This is a genomic window from bacterium, assembly GCA_035691305.1.
Taxonomy (GTDB): Bacteria; Sysuimicrobiota; Sysuimicrobiia; order Sysuimicrobiales; family Segetimicrobiaceae; genus DASSJF01.
In genome coordinates this window covers 92,425-115,504 of record DASSJF010000041.1, presented here as the reverse complement: position 1 = coordinate 115,504, position 23,080 = coordinate 92,425, and the positions used below count along the sequence as shown (strand labels likewise).

The 23,080-nt window shown below is 70.6% G+C and carries 22 protein-coding genes; 15 read left to right on the top strand and 7 right to left on the bottom strand.

Going from position 1 to position 23,080, the window contains the following annotated elements; translation table 11 throughout:
• Positions 1–73 precede the first annotated feature (73 nt).
• Positions 74–385: a hypothetical protein gene (locus VFL28_07970; GenBank protein ID HET7264590.1), complete on the bottom strand. Its 312-nt coding sequence runs from the start codon at positions 383–385 to the stop codon at positions 74–76.
• A 109-nt stretch (positions 386–494) separates the two neighbouring features.
• Here VFL28_07970 and VFL28_07965 point away from each other — a divergent pair, with 109 nt between their 5' ends.
• Complete coding sequence (locus VFL28_07965) at positions 495–1,064, top strand: molybdenum cofactor guanylyltransferase (protein HET7264589.1); 570 nt, start codon at positions 495–497, stop codon at positions 1,062–1,064.
• A gap of 53 nt (positions 1,065–1,117) precedes the next feature.
• Positions 1,118–1,525 carry a cupin domain-containing protein gene (locus tag VFL28_07960; GenBank protein ID HET7264588.1) on the top strand — a complete coding sequence of 136 codons (408 nt, stop codon included), beginning with the start codon at positions 1,118–1,120 and terminating at the stop codon, positions 1,523–1,525.
• 22 nt (positions 1,526–1,547) lie between these two features.
• Here the strand turns inward: VFL28_07960 and VFL28_07955 are convergent, their stop codons facing one another.
• Positions 1,548–4,307, bottom strand: coding sequence for a UPF0182 family protein (locus VFL28_07955; GenBank protein ID HET7264587.1), 2,760 nt, complete (start codon positions 4,305–4,307; stop codon positions 1,548–1,550).
• 56 nt (positions 4,308–4,363) lie between these two features.
• On the opposite strand from VFL28_07955, the gene VFL28_07950 reads away from it, so the two are divergent.
• From VFL28_07950 to msrA, 3 genes are all read left to right on the top strand, one after another.
• Positions 4,364–4,675 carry an iron-sulfur cluster assembly protein gene (locus VFL28_07950; protein ID HET7264586.1) on the top strand — a complete coding sequence of 104 codons (312 nt, stop codon included), beginning with the start codon at positions 4,364–4,366 and terminating at the stop codon, positions 4,673–4,675.
• A gap of 22 nt (positions 4,676–4,697) precedes the next feature.
• Positions 4,698–5,102, top strand: a complete 405-nt coding sequence (locus VFL28_07945; protein ID HET7264585.1) for a response regulator — start codon at positions 4,698–4,700, stop codon at positions 5,100–5,102.
• A gap of 93 nt (positions 5,103–5,195) precedes the next feature.
• On the top strand, positions 5,196–5,777 hold the full coding sequence (gene msrA, locus VFL28_07940) for a peptide-methionine (S)-S-oxide reductase MsrA (protein ID HET7264584.1): 582 nt from the start codon (positions 5,196–5,198) through the stop codon (positions 5,775–5,777).
• 66 nt (positions 5,778–5,843) lie between these two features.
• Here the strand turns inward: msrA and VFL28_07935 are convergent, their stop codons facing one another.
• Both VFL28_07935 and VFL28_07930 read right to left on the bottom strand, forming a co-directional pair.
• Positions 5,844–7,262, bottom strand: coding sequence for an amidase family protein (locus tag VFL28_07935; GenBank protein HET7264583.1), 1,419 nt, complete (start codon positions 7,260–7,262; stop codon positions 5,844–5,846).
• A complete protein-coding gene (locus VFL28_07930) occupies positions 7,259–8,269 on the bottom strand; it encodes a VOC family protein (GenBank protein ID HET7264582.1) in 1,011 nt (336 codons plus the stop codon). The genes VFL28_07935 and VFL28_07930 overlap by 4 nt, the downstream gene beginning before the upstream one ends.
• 172 nt (positions 8,270–8,441) lie before the next feature.
• Between VFL28_07930 and VFL28_07925 the strand changes: the two genes are divergently transcribed.
• The 6 genes from VFL28_07925 to VFL28_07900 are packed head-to-tail and all read left to right on the top strand — an operon-like array spanning position 8,442 to position 13,851.
• Positions 8,442–9,557: a methionine synthase gene (locus tag VFL28_07925; protein HET7264581.1), complete on the top strand. Its 1,116-nt coding sequence runs from the start codon at positions 8,442–8,444 to the stop codon at positions 9,555–9,557.
• Positions 9,558–9,608: 51 nt separating this feature from the next.
• The gene (locus VFL28_07920) at positions 9,609–10,811 is read left to right on the top strand and encodes an amino acid ABC transporter substrate-binding protein (GenBank protein HET7264580.1); all 1,203 of its coding nucleotides are present in this window, start codon (positions 9,609–9,611) and stop codon (positions 10,809–10,811) included.
• Positions 10,801–11,532 carry an ABC transporter ATP-binding protein gene (locus VFL28_07915; GenBank protein ID HET7264579.1) on the top strand — a complete coding sequence of 244 codons (732 nt, stop codon included), beginning with the start codon at positions 10,801–10,803 and terminating at the stop codon, positions 11,530–11,532. The genes VFL28_07920 and VFL28_07915 overlap by 11 nt, the downstream gene beginning before the upstream one ends.
• Before the next feature lie 5 nt (positions 11,533–11,537).
• Positions 11,538–12,398, top strand: a complete 861-nt coding sequence (locus VFL28_07910) for a branched-chain amino acid ABC transporter permease (GenBank protein ID HET7264578.1) — start codon at positions 11,538–11,540, stop codon at positions 12,396–12,398.
• Positions 12,395–13,351 (top strand): branched-chain amino acid ABC transporter permease, encoded by a 957-nt coding sequence (locus VFL28_07905; GenBank protein HET7264577.1) that lies wholly within the window; start codon positions 12,395–12,397, stop codon positions 13,349–13,351. Before VFL28_07910 ends, VFL28_07905 begins: the two co-directional genes overlap by 4 nt.
• The gene (locus VFL28_07900) at positions 13,348–13,851 is read left to right on the top strand and encodes a hypothetical protein (GenBank protein ID HET7264576.1); all 504 of its coding nucleotides are present in this window, start codon (positions 13,348–13,350) and stop codon (positions 13,849–13,851) included. The genes VFL28_07905 and VFL28_07900 overlap by 4 nt, the downstream gene beginning before the upstream one ends.
• A gap of 6 nt (positions 13,852–13,857) precedes the next feature.
• Here VFL28_07900 and VFL28_07895 read toward each other — a convergent pair whose 3' ends face one another.
• Together VFL28_07895 and VFL28_07890 are read right to left on the bottom strand one after the other, a co-directional pair.
• Entirely contained in the window at positions 13,858–15,036 is a 1,179-nt protein-coding gene (locus VFL28_07895; GenBank protein HET7264575.1) for an FAD-binding oxidoreductase, read from the bottom strand.
• 19 nt (positions 15,037–15,055) lie between these two features.
• The gene (locus tag VFL28_07890; GenBank protein HET7264574.1) at positions 15,056–15,730 is read right to left on the bottom strand and encodes a peptidylprolyl isomerase; all 675 of its coding nucleotides are present in this window, start codon (positions 15,728–15,730) and stop codon (positions 15,056–15,058) included.
• A gap of 249 nt (positions 15,731–15,979) precedes the next feature.
• On the opposite strand from VFL28_07890, the gene VFL28_07885 reads away from it, so the two are divergent.
• Genes VFL28_07885 through VFL28_07870 form a run of 4 tightly spaced genes read left to right on the top strand, consistent with a single transcriptional unit; the run spans position 15,980 to position 19,097 of the window.
• Complete coding sequence (locus VFL28_07885; protein ID HET7264573.1) at positions 15,980–16,399, top strand: Fur family transcriptional regulator; 420 nt, start codon at positions 15,980–15,982, stop codon at positions 16,397–16,399.
• Between the two features lie 54 nt (positions 16,400–16,453).
• Positions 16,454–17,374: a zinc ABC transporter substrate-binding protein gene (locus VFL28_07880; protein ID HET7264572.1), complete on the top strand. Its 921-nt coding sequence runs from the start codon at positions 16,454–16,456 to the stop codon at positions 17,372–17,374.
• Positions 17,371–18,237, top strand: coding sequence for an ABC transporter ATP-binding protein (locus VFL28_07875; GenBank protein HET7264571.1), 867 nt, complete (start codon positions 17,371–17,373; stop codon positions 18,235–18,237). Before VFL28_07880 ends, VFL28_07875 begins: the two co-directional genes overlap by 4 nt.
• Positions 18,234–19,097, top strand: coding sequence for a metal ABC transporter permease (locus tag VFL28_07870; protein HET7264570.1), 864 nt, complete (start codon positions 18,234–18,236; stop codon positions 19,095–19,097). Before VFL28_07875 ends, VFL28_07870 begins: the two co-directional genes overlap by 4 nt.
• 323 nt (positions 19,098–19,420) lie before the next feature.
• Here the strand turns inward: VFL28_07870 and VFL28_07865 are convergent, their stop codons facing one another.
• Positions 19,421–22,831, bottom strand: a complete 3,411-nt coding sequence (locus VFL28_07865; protein HET7264569.1) for an anti-sigma factor antagonist — start codon at positions 22,829–22,831, stop codon at positions 19,421–19,423.
• Between the last annotated feature and the right edge of the window lie 249 nt (positions 22,832–23,080).

The window sequence follows — 23,080 nt, the reverse complement described above, 5'->3', positions numbered from 1 at the left end:
GACGCTGAAGCGCCGCCGATCGAACGTAAAGACTTTGGCGATGCGATGCAGCCGGCGGGGCTCGGCCGCGCTGCTACTCGGACCGCTCCGGCAGGGGCGGCGGACCCGCCGGCATCTCGGTCTGCCCGGCCTGCTCCAGCAACCGCGCCATCTCGCTGTAGGCCCGGCGCTCCTCTTCCAGCACGAGGTTGGTCACCTGCAGCCAGCGGCGGTGCATCTCGGAGGTCTCGCTCACGAGCGCGGCGAGCACGGCCGCCACGGAGGCCCGGTCCTCCCCGTCGATGGCGGAGACCGCCAGCTCCTGCAGCTCACGGCGGCGGCCCATGAACTGGGTGACCTGGATCCCGAACTCCTTCAGCACCTGGCGCGCCTGCAGATCTTCCATGGCACCCCTCCGCTGGGTGAACCGCCCGCGCCTGCCGCGCGTTCCGGCAACATTTCCCCCTCCGTCCGCGAAACCCTTGGGTCCGGGCCCTCGGTGCTATACTCGGGCCGTGATCGGGGTGATTCTCGCCGGCGGCGAGAGCCGGCGCATGGGCCGCGACAAGGCGTTCCTGCCGTTCGGCGGAACGACGCTCGTCGAGCGGGTGGCGGCGAGGCTGCGCGAGGCCTGCGGGGACGTCCTGGTCGTCGCGAACCGCCCTGAACCGTACGAGGCGATCGGGCTGCGGACGGTACGCGACGCGCTGCCGGACCGCCGCGCGCTTGCCGGCATCTACACCGGCATACTCGAAGCCGGCGGCCCGGCGTTTGTCTGCGGCTGCGACATGCCGTTTTTGTGTCCGGCGCTCGTCCGCCACATGGGCGCGCTCGCCGGCGCGGCGGACGTGGTGATTCCCCGGGTGCGGGACTATGAACCGCTCCACGCCGTGTATACGCCGGCGTGCCTGGAACCGATCAAGCGCGTGCTCGCCGGCGGCGGCCGCAACGCCGACGTGCTGCGCGGCCTTAGGGTCACGGAGCTCGGCGCGGCCGAACTGCGGCGCTTCGATCCGGATCTTCGGTCCCTGACGAACTTGAACACGACCGACGAGTACGCGGCGGCGCTGACGCTTTCCGAGTGAATGCCCCGCCCGTCGGCGGCGTTCATCAAATACGAACCAAAGGAGTTCCAGCCGTGAAGACCGGAGCGGACGGCTGCCGCGTCATCAGGTCGGGCGAAGCGTACCACGGCAAACAGGGCCTCACCTACATGCGCGGGCTTACCGGCGACACGGCGGGCTCGAAATCCATCTGCATGACCGTGCTCGAGATGCCGGACGGCGCGCGGGCGAAGACGCATCTCCACCGCGGCATCGAGACGGCCGCGTACGTGATCGACGGCCGCGCCGAGATGTTTTGGGGGCCGCGGCTCGAGCACCACCTCGAGGCCGGCGCCGGCGAGTTCATGTTCATTCCGGCGGACGTGCCCCACCTCGTGATGAACCGGTCCGGAACAACCTGCACGGCGCTGGTCGCCCACACAGCCGCGAGCGACCAAGACGGGATCGTGCTGCTCCCCGAGCTGGACGTGCTGATCCGGTAAGAGGTCCGAGTCCTAGTCCGGGCTACGGCGTGCCGGTGATGCGCCGCAACTCGGTGAGCGCGCGGCCGAGGGCGTCGATCTCCTTGCCGTAGGTCGCGAAATCGCCGGCGCGGAGCGCCGCCTGCGCGCGCGCGTAGTGCGCGTTGGCCTCGGCGACCAGGGAGGCGACCTGCGCGGATTCCGCGCCGCGTCCCGCGGGGACTTTGGGCGGTGCGCCCGGCGCGGATGGGACGGCGGACGCCGGCGGTCCCGACGGCGGCTGAGGCGCGGACGCCGCCGGCATCGCCCCGAAGATACGGGCCACGGCCCCGTCGAGCGTCGGCTCCATCGCGATCTGAGCGCCGTAGGCGACGATGACGCGCTTGAGCTCGGGCAGCGCGCTTCCCTGCGCCTGTAGATAGAGCGGCTCGATGTACAGCAGCGAGTCCCCGATCGGCACGACGAGCAGGTTGCCCCGGATCACCTGCGAGCCCATCTGATTCCAGAGAGTGAGCTGCGCGCTGATCGTCGGATCCTGATTGATCCGCGCCTCGATCTGCATCGGCCCGAAGACGGTCGTGTCCTTCGGGAACCGATAGACCAAGAGGCGCCCGTAGTTAGGCGGGTCGCTGCGCGCGGCCATCCAGGCGACCATGTTGTCCTTGCCGGACGGCGTGAACGGTAGGATCAGCGCGAACTCCTCGCCGCGCGCGGGATCCAGCTTCAAGTTCACGTAGTACGGCTCCACCGGCTGGGGCGATCCCCCGAACAGCTCGGTCGGGATGCCCCAGAGGTCCTCGCGGTTGTAGAAGACGCGCGGGTCTTTCATGTGAAACGTCGCGTAGACGTCCGATTGAATCGTGAAGAGATCGACCGGGTACCGGACGTGCGCCGCGAGCGCCGGCGGCATCGCCGAGAACGGCTTGAGCAGGCCCGGGTAGATCCGCCCGTAGGTCTCGAGCAGCGGATCCGCGGGGGCGATCGCATACAGGTCGACCGTCCCGTCGTACGCGTCGACGACCGCTTTGACGGAGTTGCGGATGTAGTTGAGACCGCCGGTCGGTCGCGCGTACGGATACCTCGAGGTCGTCGTGTAGCCGTCGAGAATCCAAAACAGCCGGCCGTCCGCCAGCACGAGGTACGGATCCCGGTCGAGCTTCAGAAACGGCGCCACCCGCGAGACGCGGTCCCGGACGTCGCGGTGGAACAGTACGCGGCTCTGCGGCGTGATGTCGTTGGTCAATAACAGTGACATGTGACCGAACCGCGACGCGAACGCGAGCCGGGACAGCGGCGCCGTGAGCGGCACGCCGCCCCGGCCGGCGTAGGTGGCGTACACGTTCTGCTCGCCCTGGGCGTAGTCCAGTTCTTTGTTGCGCGTGTTCACGACCACGTACGGCGTGGTGAGCAGGCTGTAGTAGAGCTGCGGCCGCGCGACGGTCAGACCGATGGTGCTCTGCGGCGGGATGTCTTTAATGTAGAACTCCGGCAGCCCCTCGGCCGAAATCCGGTTCACCGGGGTCATCACGAGTCCGAACCCGTGGGTGAAGACGAGGTGCTCGTTGACCCAGGTGCGGGCCTGGTCCGGCAGTCGCTCCACGTCCAGCTCGCGCGCCGACAGCATCACCTGCTGCTCGCGGCCGTTGATCCGGTAGCGGTCGATGCCGACGTCCGTGAACGTGTAGTACAGCCGCAGGCTCTGCAGCTGCGCGTACGTCCGCAAGAGCGGCCGGTAGTCCCAGAGCCGCACGCTGTCGAGCACCGTCCGGTTGCTCTCGACCGCGGCCGGGGTCAGGCTGAGCGTGGCCGGGAACGACTGCTCCTCGACGCGATCGAGCCCGTACGCGCGCAGCGTCGACGCGATACCGTTCCGGATGTAGGGCTGCTCCCGGTCGAGCTCGTTCGGCGCGACCTCGACCTGCTGCACGAACGCCGGGTAGAAAACGGTCCCGCCGATCCACACGGCCAGCAGCACGACGAGCGCCGCAACCGCGGGGCGGATCGTGCGGGCGCGCGTCGAAGCGAGCAGCAGCACGCCGGTCACCGCGGACAGCGCGGCGAGGAGGGTGAGCGCGGGCAGGGTCGCGTGGAGATCCGCGTAGCCGGCGCCGTACACCGCGCCGTGCGGTGAATAGAGGATGCCGAAGCGGTCGAGCCAGAACCCGGCCCCACGCAACAGCACCAGGAGGCCGGCCAGCACGCTGAGGTGCACCCGGACGCCGCGCGGCACGGCCCAGACGCCGCGGATCGCGAGCGGCACGAGGTCGAGATAGTACGCCGCGGCGGAGCCCAACAGGGCGACGAAAAGCCAGCCGAACAGCCAGCCGTAGACCGCCTCGTACGCCGGGAGGGCGAAGACGTAGAACGCGACGTCGCGGCCGAACACCGGATCCCGGACGCCGAACGGCACCTGATGCAGAAACGTCTGAAAGACCGGCCAGGAGTCGGCCGCGCTGAGCGCGGCGAGGATCGCCACCACCGCGGCGAGCATCGCCGCCAGCCGTCCGGGCGACAGGCCCCCGACGATGCGACGGTAGGTCCGCGTCCCTCCGACCGGCCGCAACTCGACGACGCGCGCGATCGGCCGGAGCCGCAGGAGCGGTCGCGCGTTCAGGTACAAGATCAGAAACACCGAGAGCGCCGCCGCGGCAGCCACCGCCGCGCTCGAGAGGAACGGCACCCAGAACACCGTCCGGTAGCCGACCTCCCCGAACCACAACCATTCGGTGTACCAGCGGGCGGCGGCGGGATAGACGAGCAGCGCCGCCACCAGCGCCGCGAGCAGCGCCGGCCGCGCCCTCATCGCCACACCTCCCGCCGCCGGCCGTGGTAGAATGGGCGAAGGCGACGGAGGGTGCCATGGTTACGCGCGACCAGGTCATCGACGTTCTGAAAACCTGCTTCGATCCCGAGATCCCCGTCAACATCTGGGACCTGGGGCTGATCTACGACATCACGATCGTGGACGACGTCGTCAACGTGAAAATGACACTGACGGCGGTGGGCTGCTCGCTCGGACCGCAGATCATCGCCGAGATCGAATCGAAGCTGCTCGGCATCGACGGCGTCGAAAACGCGGCCGTGGAGATGGTCTGGAATCCGCCGTGGTCGCCGGAGCGCCTCACCGACGAGGGCCGTCTCTCGCTGCAGGCAATGGGGTTCTCCGTCTAGCGGCGGCGGCGCCGCGCCCGGCATGACGTCCGCAGGGGAACCACCGCGGATCGTCGTCGCCGACGACGATCTGCTGCTGTCTTCTCGGGTCTCGGCGTCGGTCGAGCGGCTTGGATACCGCGCGGTCGTCGTCCGCTCGGCGGACGCGCTCGACGCCGCCGTCCACAGCCGGCCCCGCGCGGTGATCGTCAATCTCGCCGTCCGGGGATTCGACGCGCCCGGCGCGATCCGCCGGATGAAGGCCGACGGCGCGACACGCGGCATTCCCCTGCTCGGGTTCTGCGGACACCGCGACACCAAACGCGCCCGCGCGGCGCAGCTCGCGGGCTGCGACGCGGTGACGACCAACGGCGTGATCGCCGCGGATCTGCCGCGCGTCCTCGAACAACTGCTCAATTCCGCTCGCCGGCCCGACCCCACGGGCTAGCCTTCGGGTCACCGGGAGACGGCTCCTGTATTCCGGCGCGCCGCGCGGTATGCTAGCGGCAACCGACCGCCTGACCGACAAGGAGGGCCACCGATGAACGCAGCGGACCGGGCGCAGCACGACACGCCGCGAGAAGAGACCGCCACGCTGGCCGGCGGCTGCTTCTGGTGTCTCGAGGCCGTCTATGACGATCTCGACGGCGTGCTCCGCGTCGAATCGGGCTACGCCGGCGGCACCGTGCCGAACCCGTCGTACCAGCAGGTCTGCACCGGCACGACCGGGCACGCGGAGGTCGTCCAGATCACCTTCGACCCGCGGACCCTGTCGTACCGGGATCTGCTCGAGGTCTTCTTCAACATTCACGACCCGACAACGCTCAACCGCCAGGGCAACGACGTCGGCACGCAGTACCGCTCGGCGATCTTCTACCACTCGCCGGAGCAGAAGGCCACGGCCGAGCAGGCGATTCGCGAACTGACCGAGGCGCGGCGATTCGGCAACCCAATCGTCACCGAGGTCAAACCGTTCACCGCGTTCTACAAAGCGGAGGACTACCATCAGGAGTACTTCGCGCACAACCCCAACCAGCCGTACTGCCGGGTGGTCGTGGGCCCGAAGGTCGCCAAGTTCCGGAAAGCCTACCGCGAGCGCCTGAAGCAGACCGCGGCGACGTAGAGCCGTCGGTCCGGACGCGCGGCACACCCCCGCGGGGCGGCCTCAAGGCCGCGCCCCGCCCAACGTTTACCGGGCCGGCGGACGCCGGTCCGCCCACGGGAACGCCGCTTCGAACGCCGCGGCGGCCGTGAGCACTCTCGCGTCCTGCTGCCAGCCGGCGACGATCTGGAGCCCGACCGGGAGCCCCTCGTCGGTGAACCCGCACGGCACCGTGATCGCCGGGTAGGCGCTGAAGTTGAACGCGAACGTCGGCAGCAGCATGTCGATGTGCTGCGTGATCCGCCGGCCGGCGATCTCCGCCGGCAACGGAAGGTCGAGCGGGGTCGCCGCGACGGCGGTTGCCGGCAGCAGCAGAAGATCGTGGTGCTCGAAGAAGCGCCTCAGGCGGTGATGGTAGGCCGTTCGCTCCACCTCCGCGCGCCCGATGTCGTCCGGCGTGAGGCTGCGGCCCAACTCGAGCCGCCGCACGAGGATCGGATCCATCTGCTCGCGCCACTGCTCCAGGTACCTGCCGACGGTTGCCAGCCGGACCGCCGCGTTGAGCGCGAGAAATGAATCGGTGATGTTCCCGACTTCGGGCGACGCCTGTTCCACGCCCGCCCCGAGGTCGGCGAACCGCTTCGCGGCGCCCTCGCACACGGCGGCCACGCCGCGGTCCACCGCCGCCGCGCCGCCGAGGTCGGGCGTCCAGGCGGCCCGCAGGCCTCGGATCTGCGCGCCGTCCGCGAGCCGGGCCCAGTCCTCGCCCGTGTGGGGCAGCGCCAGCGGATCGCGCGGATCGGGTCCCGTCATGACCGAGAACATCAGCGCCGCGTCGGCGACGGTACGGGTGATCGGCCCGCTCGTGGACATCGCGTTCCACGCGGCGGCGTTTGGATAGCGCGCCACCCGCCCCTGCGACGGCTTGAACCCGACGACCCCGCACCACGCGGCGGGATGCCGGATGGATCCCGCAAGATCGCTGCCCTCCGCAAGCGGCGCGAGGCCGCTCGCCACCGCGGCCGCCGCCCCGCCGCTCGAACCGCCGGCCGACCGGTCGAGCGCCCATGGGTTCCGCGTCGCCCCGAAGATCCGGTTGTCCGTGAACGGCTTGCAGCCAAACTCCGGCGTGTTGGTCTTGCCGACCAGAATGGCGCCCGCGCCCCGGAGGCGTTCGACGAGAATCGCGTCCTCCTCCGGCACCTGGTGCTCGAAGATCTTCGAGCCCATCGTCGTGCGGACGCCGCGGGCCGGCGTGAGGTCCTTGAGCGAGTACGGGACGCCGTGCAGCGGCCCAAGCGTCTCGCCGCGCGACACGGCCTGCTCGGCGGCGCGCGCGCACTCGCGCGCCTGGTCCGCCGTCACGGTGCAGTACGCGTTCACCGCGGGGTTGATCCGCTCGATCCGCTCGAGGACCACATCCACGACCTCGACCGGCGAGAAGGCCTTGCGGCGGATCTGCGCGGCGAGGTCGCGGCCGGAGGTCCAGCAGAGTTCCGCGGTCATCGCGACCGCCTCGGCGCCACAGCCGCCTTCTGCGTAGGAGCCGGCAACGGCCACGACGGCGTGCCGTACGTGTAGAACGTCTCCGGCAGCCGGCCGCCGAACCAGATGCTGCTCTTCTCCAGATCGTTTTCGTTGGCAACGTCCCAAACGACCGTCTTCCACTCCGGATCGAAAATATGATAGCCGGAGTCGCCGAAGAGCTCGACGCGCGTCCCGCCCGGCTCCCGCGTATACATGAACAAGCCCTGCGTCACCCCGTGCTTCCCGGGGCCGGCCTCGACCGGCACCTCGTACTCGGCGCAGAGATCGGCGAGATCGATCAGATGCTGCGGATAGCCGTACCAGTACGCGACGTGGTGAAACCGGCCGGCCGCGCCCGTGCCATCCCGCATCACGGCGACCTCGTGCACCATCGGGCTCACGCTGAGCCACGCGCCGACCTCGACGCCGCGCTCGCCGATCTTCTGCTCGCGCAGCCGGAACCCGAGGACGTCCATAAAAAAGCGGCGCACGTCGGCGACATCGCTGGCCATCAGGTTGACGTGGTCGATACGCCGGGCCGGTATGCCGCGCAGCGGCCGCTTCTGCGGACGATTCCGAAGCTTGCTGCTCTTCCCCGATGGGGCCCGGTAGTACTCGACGTCCCACAGCGCCTCCATCGGATGGCCGTCCGGCGTGACGAAGCGGAAGGCTCGTCCGTGCCCGCGGTCGCCGTCGTGCCAACCGCGCCCCAGCCCGGCGGCGTCGAGGCGCCGCGCCAGCACCGGCAGAGCCTCGGAGGACGGCGTTCGCCATGCGACGTGGCCGAGCCCGGGTCCGTCGGCCTGCGTGAGCTTGAGCGTGTGATGGTAGAAGTCTTCGTACGCCCGCAGGTAGACCGAGGCTCCTTCCCGACCGCTCTCTTCGAAACCGAGCAGGTCGTGGAAGAACCACCGGCTCTCGTCCAGGCACGGCGTCAGCAGCTCGACGTGCGCGAGTTGAGCGATCAGCGGCGCGGTCGTACCCATCCAACGCCTCCAACTACGCCGGGACTCGCGGCGGTGGTCCGCTTGGACCGAACCCGGCGCAGAGCGGTGTTCGGCGTCTCGCGCCGCTCTACCCCCCCGTCTCGGCCGCGTTCGCACCCCGCCCTATTGAAGCAGGAGTGGTTCGCCGTCACGCCAAAGACGCCCCGGCATCATGACCAGCATGACCGGGCCCTGCCGGGCCGACCACGTAGGCAGCCTGCTCCGGCCGCCGGAGCTGTTGGAGGCGAGGTCCGCGGGTGGCGCCGCGGGCCGCCTTCGCGAGATCGAAGACCGGCATATCCTGCGCGTCCTCGGACGCCAGCGCGACCTCGGCCTCGACGTCTTCACCGACGGCGAACTGCGCCGCACGAATTTCATGAGCGATCTGCTGGACGCCGTCGACGGATTCGACAGCGGCGACGCGGTCGCGCGCACGTGGAGCGGAACAGCGTCGACGGCGCCCGGCGCGGCGCCGGTCAGCAGCGTGACCGGCATCGCCACGGCCAGGCTCACGCAGCGCCGGCGCCTCACCGCGCACGAGCTGCCCTTCCTGCAAGCGCACAGCGCCGGGCCGGTGAAGATCACGTTGCCGAGCGCCAACCAGTTTCCGGCGATCGCGTTCAAGCGCGGGGTCACCGACCGCGTCTACCCCAACCACTCGGCGCTGCTGTGGGACATCGTTCCCATTGTCAACGCGGAGATCCGCGCGCTTGCCGCCGCCGGCGTTCCCTACATTCAGATCGACGCGCCGCGCTACAGCTACTACGTCGACCCGAAGTGGCGTGACTACGTGCGCCGCGAGATGGGCGTCGAACCGGAGGCCGCGCTCGACGAAGCCGTGCGCGCGGACAACGCCTCGCTCGACGGTGCGCGCCGCGCCGGGGTGACCCTCGCGATCCACCTCTGCCGCGGCAACAACCGCAGCCAGTGGTACGCCGAGGGGGGCTACGACCTCATCGCCGAGCGGCTGTTCGGCGGGCTCGCGGTCGACCGGTTTCTGTTGGAGTACGACGACGAACGGTCGGGCACGTTCGAGCCGCTGCGCTTCGTGCCGCCGGGCAAGACCGTCGTCCTTGGCCTGGTCAGCAGCAAGCGCCCCCGACTGGAATCCGAGCGCGATCTGACCGGCCGCATCGAGCAGGCCGCGAAGTACGTGCCGCTCGAGCGGCTCGCGCTGAGCCCGCAGTGCGGCTTCGCCTCGACGATGGAGGGCAATTTGCTGTCGGAGGACGACCAGTGGGCGAAACTGCGGCTGGTGGTCGAGACCGCGCGCGACGTATGGAAGTAGCCCGGGGGTCGCATCGGCGGCCGGAGGGCCGCACACGCTGGGGGGTGACAGATGCGTAATCTGTTGGCGGCAGTGGCGCTTGCGGTGCTCGTGGTGGGCCTACCCGCGACCGGCTCGGTCGGGGCGCCGGCGGCGGCCGCGAAGCTCGGCAGCGTCATTCCGCTGACCGGGCGGTACGGCGGCGGGGGGGCGCAGGTGCGCGCCGGATACGAGCTCGCGGTGGACGACATCAACCGCGCGGGCGGCGTGACGGTCGGCGGTCAGCGCGTCCAGCTGCAGCTGTCCGTGCTCGACGACGAATCCGACCCGACGAAGACCGTGACCCGGATCGAGACGCTGGCCGGCCAGGGTGTCGTCGCGCTGCTCGGCGGCTTCGCGAGCGACATGCACGCGGCGGCGGCGCCGGTGGCGGAGAAGGACAAACTCCCGTACTGCGGCGTGGCGTTCGCGCTGCACAAGATCCACGAGCAGGGCTTCCGGTACCTCTTCTCCCCGTTCCCGAAGTCGCCGGACCTCGGCCCCGAGACGTACCGCATGCTGAACGCGAGCATCCCCGCCGAACAGCGGCCCCGGCGCGTCGCGATCTTCCAGGAGCGGACGGACTGGGGCCAGGAGATGGGCGACGTCTGGACGTCGCGGTCGCGCGAGTACGGCTACCAGATCGTGCTGCGGGCGCAGTATACGCCGCTGTCGCGGGACATGTCCGACATCATCCTGCGGGCGAAGAGCGCGGGCGCCGACGCCGTCTTCGCGCTGCCGAACCCGCCCGACGGGATCACGATGATCCGCCAGATGAAGGAGCTCGACTTCAACCCGAAGGCCATCGTGCTGATCCGGGCCGCCGACGTCGCCAGCTGGGCGCAGGCGCTCGGCAAGGACGGCGACGACGTGCTGCTGGCGCCGGGCTGGCACCACGACCTCAAGTCCCCGGGCGTAGCGCAGCTCAACGCCGAGCACGAGCAGCGCTTTCACCGTCCGGCGGACGTGATCGTTGGCCCGGCGTACGCGTGCGTCCAGATCGTGGCCAACGCGATCGGCCGCGCGGGACGGCTGGATCCGGGCGCGATCCGCGACGCGATGGCGGCGACGAACATGCAGACCGTGATGGGACCCGTGCGGTTCCGGCCCGACGGCACGGGCATCGTGACGACCGTCTTCGTCCAATGGCAGGCCGGGAAACAGGAACTGGTGTGGCCGAGAGACCTCGGCGGCGTGCGGCTGATCTATCCGGCTCCGCCCTGGCGTGCCCGCTAGTCCCGATCTGCTCGACGCGCGTGGCCTCGCGAAGACGTTCGGCGGGCTGCGCGCGGTCAACGATCTCTCGTTCACGGTTCGGACCGGGGAGATTTTGGGCCTCCTCGGTCCGAACGGATCCGGAAAGACCACCGTCTTCCACCTGATCGCCGGGGCGCTCGCGCCCGACCGCGGCGCGGTCGTCTTCGACGGCCGCGACATCACGCGGCTCGCGCCCTACCGGCGGGCGGCGCTCGGCATCGCGCGTACGTTTCAGCTGGTCCGGGCGCTCTCCGGGCTCTCCGTGCTCGACAACGTCCTCCTGGCGCGCCTCTACGGGCGGGAACGCGCCGCGGCGTTTGGGCAGGCGCGGTCGGACGCGCTCGAGTGCCTCCGGTTCTGCGGGCTCGCGGATCTCGCGGCGCGGCCGGCCGGCACACTCTCCCTCGCCGAACGCAAGCGCCTGGAGGTCGCCCGGGCGCTCGCCGCGGGGCCGCGCCTGTTGCTGCTCGACGAGCCGGCGGCCGGCCTCAATCCGACGGAAGTCGGCGCCCTGCTCGCGCTGTTCCGGCGGCTGCGCGGCGGCGGCATCACGATGGTGATCGTCGAGCACAACATCGGCGCCATTCGCGATCTGTGCGACCGGGTCGTCGTCCTCGACGCCGGCCGCAAGATCGCGGAAGGCCGGCCGGAGGACGTGCTCCGGCACGCCGGGGTAGTCGAGGTCTACCTGGGCGGATGATTCTCATGCAGAGCACGGTCTTCGGCCTGCTGATCGGCGCGCTCTACGGCCTCGCCGCGGTCGGTCTCACGCTCGTCTTCGGTGTGCTGAAGATGCTGAACGTCGCCCACGGAGAGCTGATCATGCTCGGCGGCTACGCCGCGTTCTGGTTCTTCACCCTCTGGCACGTCGATCCGTTCGTCTCGGTGCTGCCGGGCGGCGCGGCGCTGTTTCTCGTCGGCATGCTGCTCTACCGCGTGCTCTTCGGCCGGCTGCTCCGCGCCGCGGAGGAAACGAAGCTCAAGGACTCCATCCTGATCGGGTTCGGCCTCGCGCTCGTGCTCCAGACGATCGCGCTCGCCGCGTGGACGGGGGACGAGCGGGCGGTGACGACCGCCTACGCGGGCGGCGTCCTGCCGGCGGGTCCGGTCGTGATTCCGCTCGCGCGGCTCGGCGCGCTGGCCGTCGCGTTCGTGGCGGTGACCGCGCTGCATGTCTTCCTGCACCACACCTACCCCGGCAAGGCCATCCGCGCCACCGCGGAGGACGTCGACGCGGCGTCGCTGGCCGGTATCCCGGTCCCGGCGGTCTTTCTGTCGGCGTTCGGACTCGGGAGCGCGCTCGCCGGTGTCGCCGGAACGTTGGCCGCCGTCACCGACGCGGTCAGTCCATCGATCGGCCTCGCGTGGACGCTCAAGGCGCTGATCGTCGTGGTGCTCGGCGGGCTCGGCAGCGTCGCCGGCGCCTTCATCGCCGGGCTCGGTCTCGGTGTGGTGGAATCCGTGAGCGGCGTGCTGCTCGGAAACGCCTACCGGGAAGTGGCGGGCCTCGTCCTGTTTCTGGCCGTCCTCGCCATCCGGCCGCAGGGCCTGTTCGCGCGCGGATGACGAACGCCCGCCTGACCCTCGGCGGCGCGGCGCTCGCCGCCGCCGCGGTCGCGGCGGCGCTTCTTCCGGTCCTCACGCACAGCCGCGCCGTCCTCTCCTGGACGTTCCTCGTGCTGCTGTACATCGCGCTGGCGCAGTCCTGGAACGTACTCGGCGGGTTCAGCGGCCAGGTCAACCTCGGCCACGCGGCGCTCTTCGGCCTGGGTGCGCTGACGACGCGGTTTCTGTGGACGGCCGGCACGCCGATCGCCGCGGCGCTGGGGGCCGGCACCGGCGTCGCGGCGGCGACGGGAGTCCTCATCGGCGCGCCGGCGCTGCGGCTTCGCGGGCCGTACTTCGCGATCGGCACGCTCGCCGTCGCGGAGATTCTGCGGATCACGGCGGGCAATGTGCTGCCCGAGATCGCCGCGCTGCCGCCGCGCGCGCTCGCCGCGTACACGCTCGCGCCGCGCTACTATCTGGCCCTCGGCCTCGCGGCCGTCACCACCGGCGCCGCCGCGTGGATCGCGCGCTCGCGATTCGGCCGGGGCCTTGTGGCCGTGCGCGAAGACGAAGCGGTCGCCGAGAGCGTCGGCGTGAACGCGTACGGACACACGCTGGCGGCGTTCGTGATCTCGAGCGCGCTCGCGGGCGCCGCCGGGGGCGTCTTCGCCTACTACCACGTCGGCTTCTATCCGAGCTTCGCCTTCAGCCCGCTCTGGACGTTCGATCCGCTGCTGATCGTCTATCTCGGCGGCGTCGGCACGGTGGCCGGCCCGATCGCCGGCGCGCTCGTCTTCCTGGCGCTGCGGGAGGCGCTGGCCCTGCGGCTCGGCGAACTCCATCTTCTCATCTTCGGCCTGCTGTTCATCGCGATCGTGATCGCGCTGCCGGGCGGCATCGTCCAGGCGGCGCGCGGGCTGCTCGACCGGCCGCGCGCGATTCACACGACGGAGGTGACCTCGACGCCATGATGGATGAGCGCACGTGGCTGCGGCACTGCCTCGCAACGCTGGCCTACCGGACCGCGAAAACCGTGCGGGACGCGCCGCCCGGCTTCGGCGGCTTCCTGCTCGCGGAGCCGACGGCGATGACGCCGGCGCGCATCCTCTCGCACATGGGCGATCTCATGGGTTGGGCCCTGTCGATGGCCACAGGCCGGTCGGCGTGGCACAATTCGGCGCCCGGCGAGTGGGGGGGCGAGGTGGAGCGGTTCTTCGGCGCGCTCGCGGCGTTCGACGCCTACCTCGCCTCGCCGGCGCCGATCGAGGCGCCCGCGGAGCGGCTGTTTCAGGGACCGATCGCGGACGCGTTGACGCACCTCGGACAGCTCGCGACGCGCCGACGGCTGGCGGGCTCCCCGGTGCGGGGCGAAAACTATTTTGTCGCCGACATCGCGATCGGCCGCGTCGGGCTCGAACAGGCGCCGCCGGCCCGGGAACATCCGATCGTATCGGTGCAGCGGTCGGAGTGAACGAGACTAGATGACGTTGAGCTCGACGAGGCGCCGGCCCTGGAGCAGCCGGTCGAACGCAAGCGGGGTCAAGTCGAGGGTGCGGTAGCCGCCGTCGACGATCAACTCCGCGACGCCGCGGCCGACCGCGGGGGACTGCTGCAGCCCGTGCCCGCTGAAGCCGTTGGCAAAGACGACGTTTTCGTACGCCGGATGCGGTCCGACGATCCCGTTGTGGTCCACGGTGTTGTACTCGTAGTATCCGGCCCAGCTCTTCAAGACCTTGACCGCCTCGAACGCCGGGACCCGTCCGGCGAGCACGGGCCAGATGCGGTCGGGGAATAACCGTTCGTCCACTTCGTCGAGGGGCGCGTCGTCGGGATCGGGCTCGCCGCTCCGCGGCGGCGCGCCCGTCAGAAAGTTCGGCCCGTCCGCGCGGAACCAAATGCCCGACGGGTCGATCACGAGCGGGCAGCCGGGCAGCCCGGTGCGGCAGGCAAACAGAAACACGCAGCGGCGGCGCGCGCGCACCGGCAGATCGATCTCGAGCATCGCCGCGACCTTGGCGGCCCACGGTCCCGCCGCGTTGACCGCGGCGTCGCACGGCACCGTCGACCCGTCGGCCAGCGTCACCGCCGTCACGCGCCGTCCGGCCCGGACAAACCCGGCCGCGGCCTGCGCCGTGTAGGTGACCCCGAGCGACAACGCCTTGCGGCGAAACGCCTGCAGCAGCGCGTACCCGTCGAACCAGCCTTCGCCCGAGAGGCCGAGTGAGGCGGCGGCGATGCTCCCGACGTTCATCCACGGAAAATGCCGAGCCAGCTGCCCCGGGGTGAGCAGGGTCACGTCGACGCCGTGCTCGCGCTGGACCCGGTGGTTCTGCTCGAGCACCGGCACGCCTGCCGCGGTCGCGAGAAAGAGGTAACCGGGCTCCGCCAGCCCGACGTCGGCGCGATCGCCGCCGACCGAAAGATGCGCGCCGATATGCCGCAGAAAGTCGATGCCGAAGCGGGAGATTTCGATGTTGACCGGCGTGGAAAACTGCTGGCGGATCGCGCTCGCCGAGAGCGCGGACGACGCGTAGCGGTAGCTCGGATCGCGTTCGATCACCACGACGCTGCCCCGAAACCGCGGATGGCTCGCGAGAAAGTAGGCGACCGAGCTGCCGACGGCTCCCCCACCGACGACCGCGACGCGCTGGGCCATGCCGGCGCCGTCCGAGCCGCTACGGCGCGTCGATGATCTCGACGCGCGTGATCGCCACCGGCTGCTCCGGGCGGTCGTTGGCGTCGCGCGGCATCCGCGCGATGCGCTTGACCAACTCGACCGACTTGTCGTCACACTGGCCGAAGATCGTATAGCCGGTGCCCTTCGGCACGAGGCGGCCGCCCCGCACGCAGCCGGCCTCGTCGAGGCACGGGTTGAGACCGGGCAGCGGCGCCTCCGTGATGAAGAACTGCGATCCGTTGGTGTTGGGACCGGCGTTGGCCATGGCCAGCCGTCCCGGGCGATCGAAGACCAGATCGGCGTGCAGCTCGTCCTCGAAGCGGTAACCCGGGCCGCCGGTTCCGGTTCCGGTCGGATCGCCACCCTGAATCACGAACCCGGGAATAACGCGGTGAAAAACGATGCCGTTGTAATACGGCTTGTTGTGCTGGGCCTTGCCGGTTCGCGGATCCACCCAGTCCTTCTTGCCGGTGGCGAGGCCGATGAAGTTGCCCGCCGCCTTCGGCGCCTTGTCCGGAAACAGCTCGCAGCGAAGGTCGCCGAGGGTCGTGTGGATGACGGCGACCGGATGGCGCTGCGCGGCGGCATCCGCCCCCGCGACGAACGCGAGGACGGCCAAGGTGCCGAGGAAAATCTGAAGCGGAAGCAGGTCGTACGATGCGCGTATGATCATGCACCTCTCCTTCCCACGAACACGGCGGCGTTCCTTCATCCCGACGGGCCTCGCGATCACCGCCGTGGATCTCGCGGCGGCCGCGGTGATACCGTCCGCGCCGCACGGCCGCCTGCTGAGCCCCTAGCCTCTGTCGCTTCGCTTGACGCGCGGCCGCCGCTCCGCTACAGTGTCGAGTGTAGACGACAGTCATTTTCATAAGAAAATAACTATCGGAAGAAACGCGGTGTCCAGACCCGGAGGTGGACGGTGACCCGACATCGTCTCCACGCCCTGCTTCGCCGCGCCGGCCTGCGCGTCACACCGCAGCGCGTGGCGGTGCTCGAAACTCTTGCCGCCGGCCGCCACCTCGCGACGTGTCAGAACGTCTGGCAGCGTGCGCAACGCCGCACCGACGGGCTCGGTCTCGTCACCGCCTACCGCATCCTCGAGCGGATGCGGAGGGCCGGCCTCGTGGAAGAGGTCGACATCCGCGGCGTCGCCCACTTCGGGCTGTCGGACCGTCACCACGACCACACGATCTGCCGGCGCTGCGGCACGATCGAAGCCACCGACGGCTGCCTCCTGGACTCGCTTGCCGGGAAGCGACTCCGCGGCACCGGGTTCCTCGTTCAGGGACACCGTCTCGATCTCTTGGGGCTCTGTCAGAGCTGCCAGCGGGCGGGCTGACCGGACCCGTTTGGCACGCCTCGCGACGAGAGGCCCGCGTCGACGGGAACCTCGGTGACACCCTCGTTCGGGAGACGCGCGGTACTGGCCGGCGCCGCCGCCGCGGCGATCGCGCTGCTCGGCCGCAGGGCCGGACGGCCGTGGGTCGATGCCGCTCAGGCGGCCCCGGCGAAGATTACGGTCGTCGCCGCCGAGAACTTCTACGGAGACGTCATCGCCCAGATCGCCGGCGGCCGCGCGTCCGTAACGAGCATCATCAGCGATCCAATCGCGGACCCGCACGAGTATGCGAGCAGCGTGCGCGACATGGCCGCGATCGGCCGGGCGCGGCTCGTCGTGATCAACGGCCTCGGATACGACGGCTTCATGCCCAAGCTGCTCAAGGCCACGCCGAATTCGACGCGCGAGGTGCTGGACGTCTCCCGGATCACCGGCAAGAAAGCGGGCGACAACTGGCACATCTGGTACGATCCGGCGATCATGCCCAAGTTCGCGCGCGCCTTCACCGACTTCTTCGTGCGTGTCGACCCCGCGGGCGCCCAATCGTACCGAAGCCGGCTGCTGCGCTTCGACGCCGCCTACAGGCCCGTTCGGACCGAGATCGCGGCGATCCGCGCCAAGTTTGCGGGCGCGCCGATCGGGGCGACGGAGCCGATTTTCGAGAACATGGCGGTCGCGCTCGGCATGGAGACCCTCACGTCGCGGGAGTTCCAGAAAGCCGTGGAAGAAGGCGAAGATCCCCCGGCCCGCGCGATCGCGGAGATGCAGGATCAACTCCACCTCCACGAGATCAAGGTGCTCGTCTACAACGTCCAGACGGTCAGCAGGGTGACGGAGCGGATCCGGAAGGACGCGGCCCGCCTCGGCGTGCCGGTCGTCGGTGTGTCGGAGACGCTGCCGCCGGGGCTCACCTATCAGAACTGGATGATCAAACAGCTGAACGAGATCGAGCGGGCCCTGAGCAGGGAACGATGAGCGGCGGGATCCTCTCGAGCAGCGGCACGGCGCGGAGCGCCGACACGGCGGTGGCCGCCGAATCCGCGACGCTGGCGTTCGGCGCGCGCCGGCTCTGGGAGAACCTCACCTTCGCCGTCCCGCGCGGCGAGTTTCTCGTCGTGCTCGGGCCCAACGGCGCCGGCAAGACCTCCCTGCTCCGTGTCCTGCTCGGCCTGCAGCCGCTGACGTCCGGCGCGGTGCGCCTCGCCGGGCGCGCGCCGCGGCGCGGAGATCCGAACGTGGGATACGTGGCCCAGTACCGCGCGATCGATCCGGACCTGCCGGTGCTGGGCCGCGATCTCGTCGGCTTCGGCCTCGACGGACACCGCTGGGGCCCGCCGATCAGGACCCCGGAATCCGGCGCCCGCATCGACGAGGCGCTCGACCTCGTCGGCGCCCGACCGTACGCGGACACGCCGGTCGGGCGCCTGTCGGGCGGCGAGCAGCAGCGCCTCCGAGTCGCCCAGGCGCTCGTCGCGAGGCCGGCGCTGCTGCTGTGCGACGAGCCGCTGCAGAGTCTGGACCTCTACTATCAGCGCGCGGTGGTCGAGCTGATCTCGGACTGGAACCGTCGCCGCGGAGCGACGGTCGTCTTCGTCACGCACGACATCAATCCGGTCCTGCCCTTCTCCGACCGCGTCCTGCTGCTGGCGGCGCACCGATGGGCGCTGGGACCGGTCGACGACGTGCTGTCCGCGCAGACCCTCAGCCGGCTGTACGATGCGCCCGTTGAAGTATTGCGACACGCCGGGCGCCTCGTGATCCTCGGGGCCGACCTCGGCGCCCACGCGCACGAAGACGAACCCGCGCACCGGCTCGCGGGCGCCCGCAACCGCGCATGACGCCGGCCTCGATCTGGCAGTATGGCTTCGTCCACAACGCGCTGATGGTGGGGGCGGTCACCGCGATCGTGGCCGGCAGCGTCGCGCCCTTCGTGACGCTCCGCAACCAGGGCTTCGCGGTGCACGGCCTGGCCGAAGTATCGTTCGCCGGCGCGGCGGGGGCGGTGTTCCTGAGGCTGCCGATCGAACTCGGCGTGCTCGTGGCGAGCTTTCTCGCCGCGATCGGCTTCGGCTCGCTCGGCGTGCGGTTGCGCGAGCGCGACGTCGCGATCGGGAGCGTCCTGGCCTTTTCCACGGGGTGCGGCGTCCTGTTTCTCACCCTGTACCGTACCTATTCGACCGACGCGTTCAGCATTCTCTTCGGATCGATCCTCGCCGTCGGCACGGACGACGTGATCCGGGCCGCGGTCGTCGGCGCGGTCGCGCTCGCGGGCCTCGCGGTCATCGGCCGGCCGCTCCGCTTTGCGAGCATCGACCCGGAGGTCGCCGACGCGCGCGGCGTCCCGGTCCGGCTTCTCTCCACCCTGTTCCTGCTCGTGCTGGCGCTCGCGGTCACGGTCACGGTACAGGTGATCGGCGTCCTGCTGGTCCTCACGCTGCTGATCGCCCCGGCAGGCACCGCCCAGCGTCTCACGCTGCGCCCGGCGCGCATCACGCTGTACAGCACGCTGATCGCTCTCGGCGCGACGCTCGGCGGCATCGTCTGCGCGGTGCTCACCTCGCTGCCGGTGAGTTTCTTCGTCCCGACCTTCAGCCTTGGAGCGTATCTCCTTGCGCGGTGGTTCGGGCCCGTGCAGCAGAGCGCGCGGGCCGCGCGCGCGGCCGTGCGCGACGAAGGACGCGTCGCGGGCTCCGCATAGACCCCCGCCGCGAAACCGCGTTCGGGGGGCCACTCTTCACAACATCCGCACAATGTGACGGTTGAGTCTGGGAAAAATGAGGGCGGGTGGGAGAGCAAAGCGAGAGGAGGTAACGACGATGCTTGTTGCGCTGCTTCTGCTCGCCGGACTGGCGATGTGGGCGACTGGTCACCTGATCCTTCAGTAACACGAATCGCGCGGCTGTAAAGGCCGCCGAGGCCCGCGGTGCCGGACAGGCCGCGGGCCTCGATATTTCCTCAGCCGGAGGGTGCGAACGCCTCGACGAAGCGCCCGTCTCGGTTGATCGGCGGCTGAGACAAGGCTCAGGCGTCCCGCCGCGCGAGCGCCTCCGACACGGTGTTGAACAACGGGATCGCCGTGCCGAGCCCGGCGACCTCTATCAAACGGCGAACCATCGACCCGCCCGGCGCAACGATGGCGAGCCGCACCCGCGAGGCGACGAGCCGCTGCTGCGCGCGCAGCAGCGCGCGCACGCCCTGGCTGTCGAAGTACGACACGCCGTCGAGCACGACGACGATGAGGCCCCGGGCGTCCGCGGCGACGCGTTCCAAAGTCTCCAGAAACCGCACCGCGTTCGACAGATCCAGGTCGCCGAACGGCGTCACAACCGGCGTGCCGTTCTCCGTCCGCACGTCGATCCGCGCGGCACCGAGGGTTCCGGCCTGCGGGCCGGGCGCCCTATTCTCGCCGGCTTCGATGGGCGGCGGCGCGTGATCGACGGCGTCCTCGACCGGCGCCGGCGCGGACGGCTTCGCCGAGAGTTCCGGAATCCGGAAGGCCGCCGGCGCCGGGGAAGCCGGCCCGACGACGGAGGGCCCCGCCAGAACGGCGTGCGCCGGCTGGAGGCGCATGGTGAGCCGGACGATCGTGCCCTTCTCGCCGGTGACGACGTGCACGCCGTCGGTAAGCGCCCGCATCAGATTGAACCCGCGACCGCCGGGGTTGTCCGGACGGTCGCGCCGCCAGCGCCCCGCGTCCTCCACCTCGACCCGCAGCACCGAATCCTCGCGGTACGCGCGCACGTGGATCGTGCCGGTGGCCGCCCCGTAGGCGTGCTCGACCACGTTGTTCACGGCCTCGCCGACGGCCACGTTGAGATCGAACGACCGCCGTGGGTCGAGGCCGACGCCGGCGGACAGCTGCGCCACCGCCTGCCGCACGAGGCGCAGGCTCGACGGCTCGGCCGGAAGCGTAACGTCGAGCCGGTCCACGGGGCCGGGCGCGAGCGCGATCGCGACGATCGCCACGTCGTCGCGCGCCTGGCTTCCGGACAGTATGCGGTCCAGGATGCGGTGGGCGGGATCGGGGGACGCGTCGGCCTGCTCCGCCCGAACAGCCGCGACCAACGCGGCATGGCCGGCCGCGGCGTCGCGGCCGAACTCGATCAGCCCGTCGGTATACAGCACGAGCAGTGACCCGGGCGTGAGCTGCACGGTCCAGGTCGACAGCGAGCCGGCGTCCAGGAACCCAAGCGGCAGCCCGCCGGATGTCAGCGTGACCACGCGCGGGCCCTCGGCGACAACCGGCGCCGGATGGCCCGCCGCGGCGTACGTGAAGGTCAGCGCGAGCGGATCGTACAGGCCGACGATCGCCGTCGTCATGCCCTCCTGGCGGTTCAGGGCCAGGACGTGGTTGGCGAGGGACAGTACCTTGGCCGGCTCATGGCCTTCCAGCGCGGCGGTCCGGATCGCCTGGCGGACCTGGCCCATCATCACCGCGGCCTGAAGGCCGTGACCGACGACGTCGCCGATCGCCACGCACAGCCGGCCGTCGTTCAGCCGGAAGACGTCGTACCAGTCGCCGCCGACGTCGGCCGCCCGCGTCGCCGCCAAATAGGCCGCGTCTACGCGGATGCCCGGCATCTGCGGGATGTCGGCGGGTAGGAGCGCCCGCTGCAGCGTGGTCGCGACCTGATGCGCGCGCGCGTAGAGGCGGGCGCGCTCGACCGCCTGGGCGGACTGCCGGCCGAGGCTCAGCATAAACTCCAGTTCCTCGGGCGAGAACCGCCGTTCTTCGACCCAGTTGGCGTACATCGCGCCGAGCGCGCGGCCGTGCAGCATCAGCGGGATCGCGGCGCGGGCCCCCCGCCGCACCGGATCGGCCGGCGGCTCCGGTTCGTGGTAGCTGGCCTGAAAGACCTGCCACGACGGAAACCACACCACCCGCTGGCTCCGCATCGCGTCGACGAGCGGCAGGATCCGCCGCGGCTCGCGCCACCAGCGATCGTGGAGCTCCGGTGAATACCCGAGCACGGCGACGACCGCCAGGTTCTCCGCTTCGTCGGCAGCCAGGCACAGCGCGGCCGCGGCGGCGCCGGCTTCTTCGGCCATCTGCCGCAGCGTGAGCTCGCCGACCTCTTCGGGCGTGAGCGCCTCGGAAAGCGCTGCGGTGAACGCCTGCAGCCGTCCGATCCGGCGGGCGGCCTGCTCCGCCGTCCGGCGCGCGGCGGCCTCCGCTTCGTGCAGACGGGCGGCGTCCACGGCGAGGGCCGCCCGGTGGGCGATCTGCTCGGCGAACGCGAGATCTTCGGGGCGGTACCGCCGCCCCGATTCCGCCGTGATCAGGCTCATCTGCCCGATCACGCGCCCGCGCGCGCTGAGAGGAACCGCGATCGAGGACCGTAGACCCAACCCGCGAAGGGTGGCCAGCACGCCCGGATCGGACACCGCCTGGACAAGCATCTCATCCGGGATGTCCTCGAGCAGCTCCGGCCGCCCCGTGTTGATGATCCGCCACCGGCCCTCCCGGACCCGCGGGTCCGCGGCCGTCTGCTGCTGCAGCTGCCGCGCGAGGGCCACTTTGGCGGGATCGCGGTGCACCACGATGACGTTCTGCAGCTCGCCGGCGTCGTCGATGATGTCGATGGCGCACCAATCCGCGAGACGCGGGACGAGCAGCGCCGCGACGCCCCGCAGCAGGCTCTCAACCGATAGCGAGGCGGTGAAGAGATCGCCCGCCTCGATCAGGAACTGCTGCTGCCGCTCGACGCGCTTGCGCTCCGCGATGTCGCGCGCGATCGTCGACGCCCCGACGAGCCGGCCGACGGTGTCCCGGATCGGAGAGATCGTGAGCGAGACATCGAGGATCGTACCGTCCTTCTTCACCCGGGTGGTCTCGTAGCGTTCGACCGGCTCGCCACGCGCGAGGCGCGCGATGAGCGCCGGGATCTCGCCGGCGCGGTCGGGCGGCGTCAGCATCGCCACGGGCCGCCCGATCGCCTCCGCGGCGGTGTAGCCGTACATGCGCTCCGCGCCGGCGTTCCAAGTAAGGATGATCGCGTCCATCGACTTCGCGAAGATGGCGTCGTCCGAGGACTCCACGATCGCGGCGAGCTCCCGCGAAGACTGCGCCTGACGCCGCAGGCGCGCCATCGCCTCGCTCAGCCCAATCGTGGAGGCCGCGAACAGCAGCGCGAAGAGGATCAGCCCCGGGTCGACGGCGGTGCCGCGTGCCGGTCCCAGCAGCACGTACCACGCGCCGAAGAGACCGATCAGCGCGCTGAGCAGGCCGGGACCGCGGCCGGCCAGATAGGCGATGACGGCGATGACCGGCAGGTAGAGAAACGTAAACGCGCGCGTCGGATAAGACTCATGCAGCAGGACGACGACCGCGCTCGTCGCGAGCGACGTCAGCAGCGCGCCCCCGAACGCAGGCCAGGCCGGCGCGAACCGGGACGGCGACGCGGCCGGGTGGGGCTCAGCCGATTGAGACATTCTGTCGGGTGCTCATGCCCGGGTGCCGCTCCGTTCGCTCCGGCCCAAAACCGTCCCTCCACGGATATGCCCGTGAGGCCGGCGTTTCGGCTTCGCGACCCCCGGGGGAACCGACTTAGGCCGGCGGGCCCGAGCGGAGGTGCCAAGAACCTGACGGCGCTCCACCGGGGTCAATCTTCACAGCGCGCCCCTCACGATCCTGGGCGCCGGCGGCGGAGGCACCGGCAGCCCTCCGCGTAGGAATCGCTT

Excerpts from the sequence above, each read along its gene's own strand:
- VFL28_07970 (HET7264590.1), bottom strand. The coding sequence starts at position 385 with ATGGAAGATCTGCAGGCGCGCCAGGTGCTGAAGGAGTTCGGGATCCAG.
- VFL28_07955 (HET7264587.1), bottom strand. The coding sequence starts at position 4,307 with ATGAGGGCGCGGCCGGCGCTGCTCGCGGCGCTGGTGGCGGCGCTGCTC.
- VFL28_07950 (HET7264586.1), top strand. The coding sequence starts at position 4,364 with ATGGTTACGCGCGACCAGGTCATCGACGTTCTGAAAACCTGCTTCGAT.
- VFL28_07945 (HET7264585.1), top strand. The coding sequence starts at position 4,698 with ATGACGTCCGCAGGGGAACCACCGCGGATCGTCGTCGCCGACGACGAT.
- msrA (HET7264584.1), top strand. The coding sequence starts at position 5,196 with ATGAACGCAGCGGACCGGGCGCAGCACGACACGCCGCGAGAAGAGACC.
- VFL28_07935 (HET7264583.1), bottom strand. The coding sequence starts at position 7,262 with ATGACCGCGGAACTCTGCTGGACCTCCGGCCGCGACCTCGCCGCGCAG.
- VFL28_07930 (HET7264582.1), bottom strand. The coding sequence starts at position 8,269 with ATGGGTACGACCGCGCCGCTGATCGCTCAACTCGCGCACGTCGAGCTG.
- VFL28_07925 (HET7264581.1), top strand. The coding sequence starts at position 8,442 with ATGACCAGCATGACCGGGCCCTGCCGGGCCGACCACGTAGGCAGCCTG.
- VFL28_07920 (HET7264580.1), top strand. The coding sequence starts at position 9,609 with ATGCGTAATCTGTTGGCGGCAGTGGCGCTTGCGGTGCTCGTGGTGGGC.
- VFL28_07910 (HET7264578.1), top strand. The coding sequence starts at position 11,538 with ATGCAGAGCACGGTCTTCGGCCTGCTGATCGGCGCGCTCTACGGCCTC.
- VFL28_07905 (HET7264577.1), top strand. The coding sequence starts at position 12,395 with ATGACGAACGCCCGCCTGACCCTCGGCGGCGCGGCGCTCGCCGCCGCC.
- VFL28_07900 (HET7264576.1), top strand. The coding sequence starts at position 13,348 with ATGATGGATGAGCGCACGTGGCTGCGGCACTGCCTCGCAACGCTGGCC.
- VFL28_07895 (HET7264575.1), bottom strand. The coding sequence starts at position 15,036 with ATGGCCCAGCGCGTCGCGGTCGTCGGTGGGGGAGCCGTCGGCAGCTCG.
- VFL28_07890 (HET7264574.1), bottom strand. The coding sequence starts at position 15,730 with ATGATCATACGCGCATCGTACGACCTGCTTCCGCTTCAGATTTTCCTC.
- VFL28_07875 (HET7264571.1), top strand. The coding sequence starts at position 17,371 with ATGAGCGGCGGGATCCTCTCGAGCAGCGGCACGGCGCGGAGCGCCGAC.
- VFL28_07870 (HET7264570.1), top strand. The coding sequence starts at position 18,234 with ATGACGCCGGCCTCGATCTGGCAGTATGGCTTCGTCCACAACGCGCTG.
- VFL28_07865 (HET7264569.1), bottom strand. The coding sequence starts at position 22,831 with ATGTCTCAATCGGCTGAGCCCCACCCGGCCGCGTCGCCGTCCCGGTTC.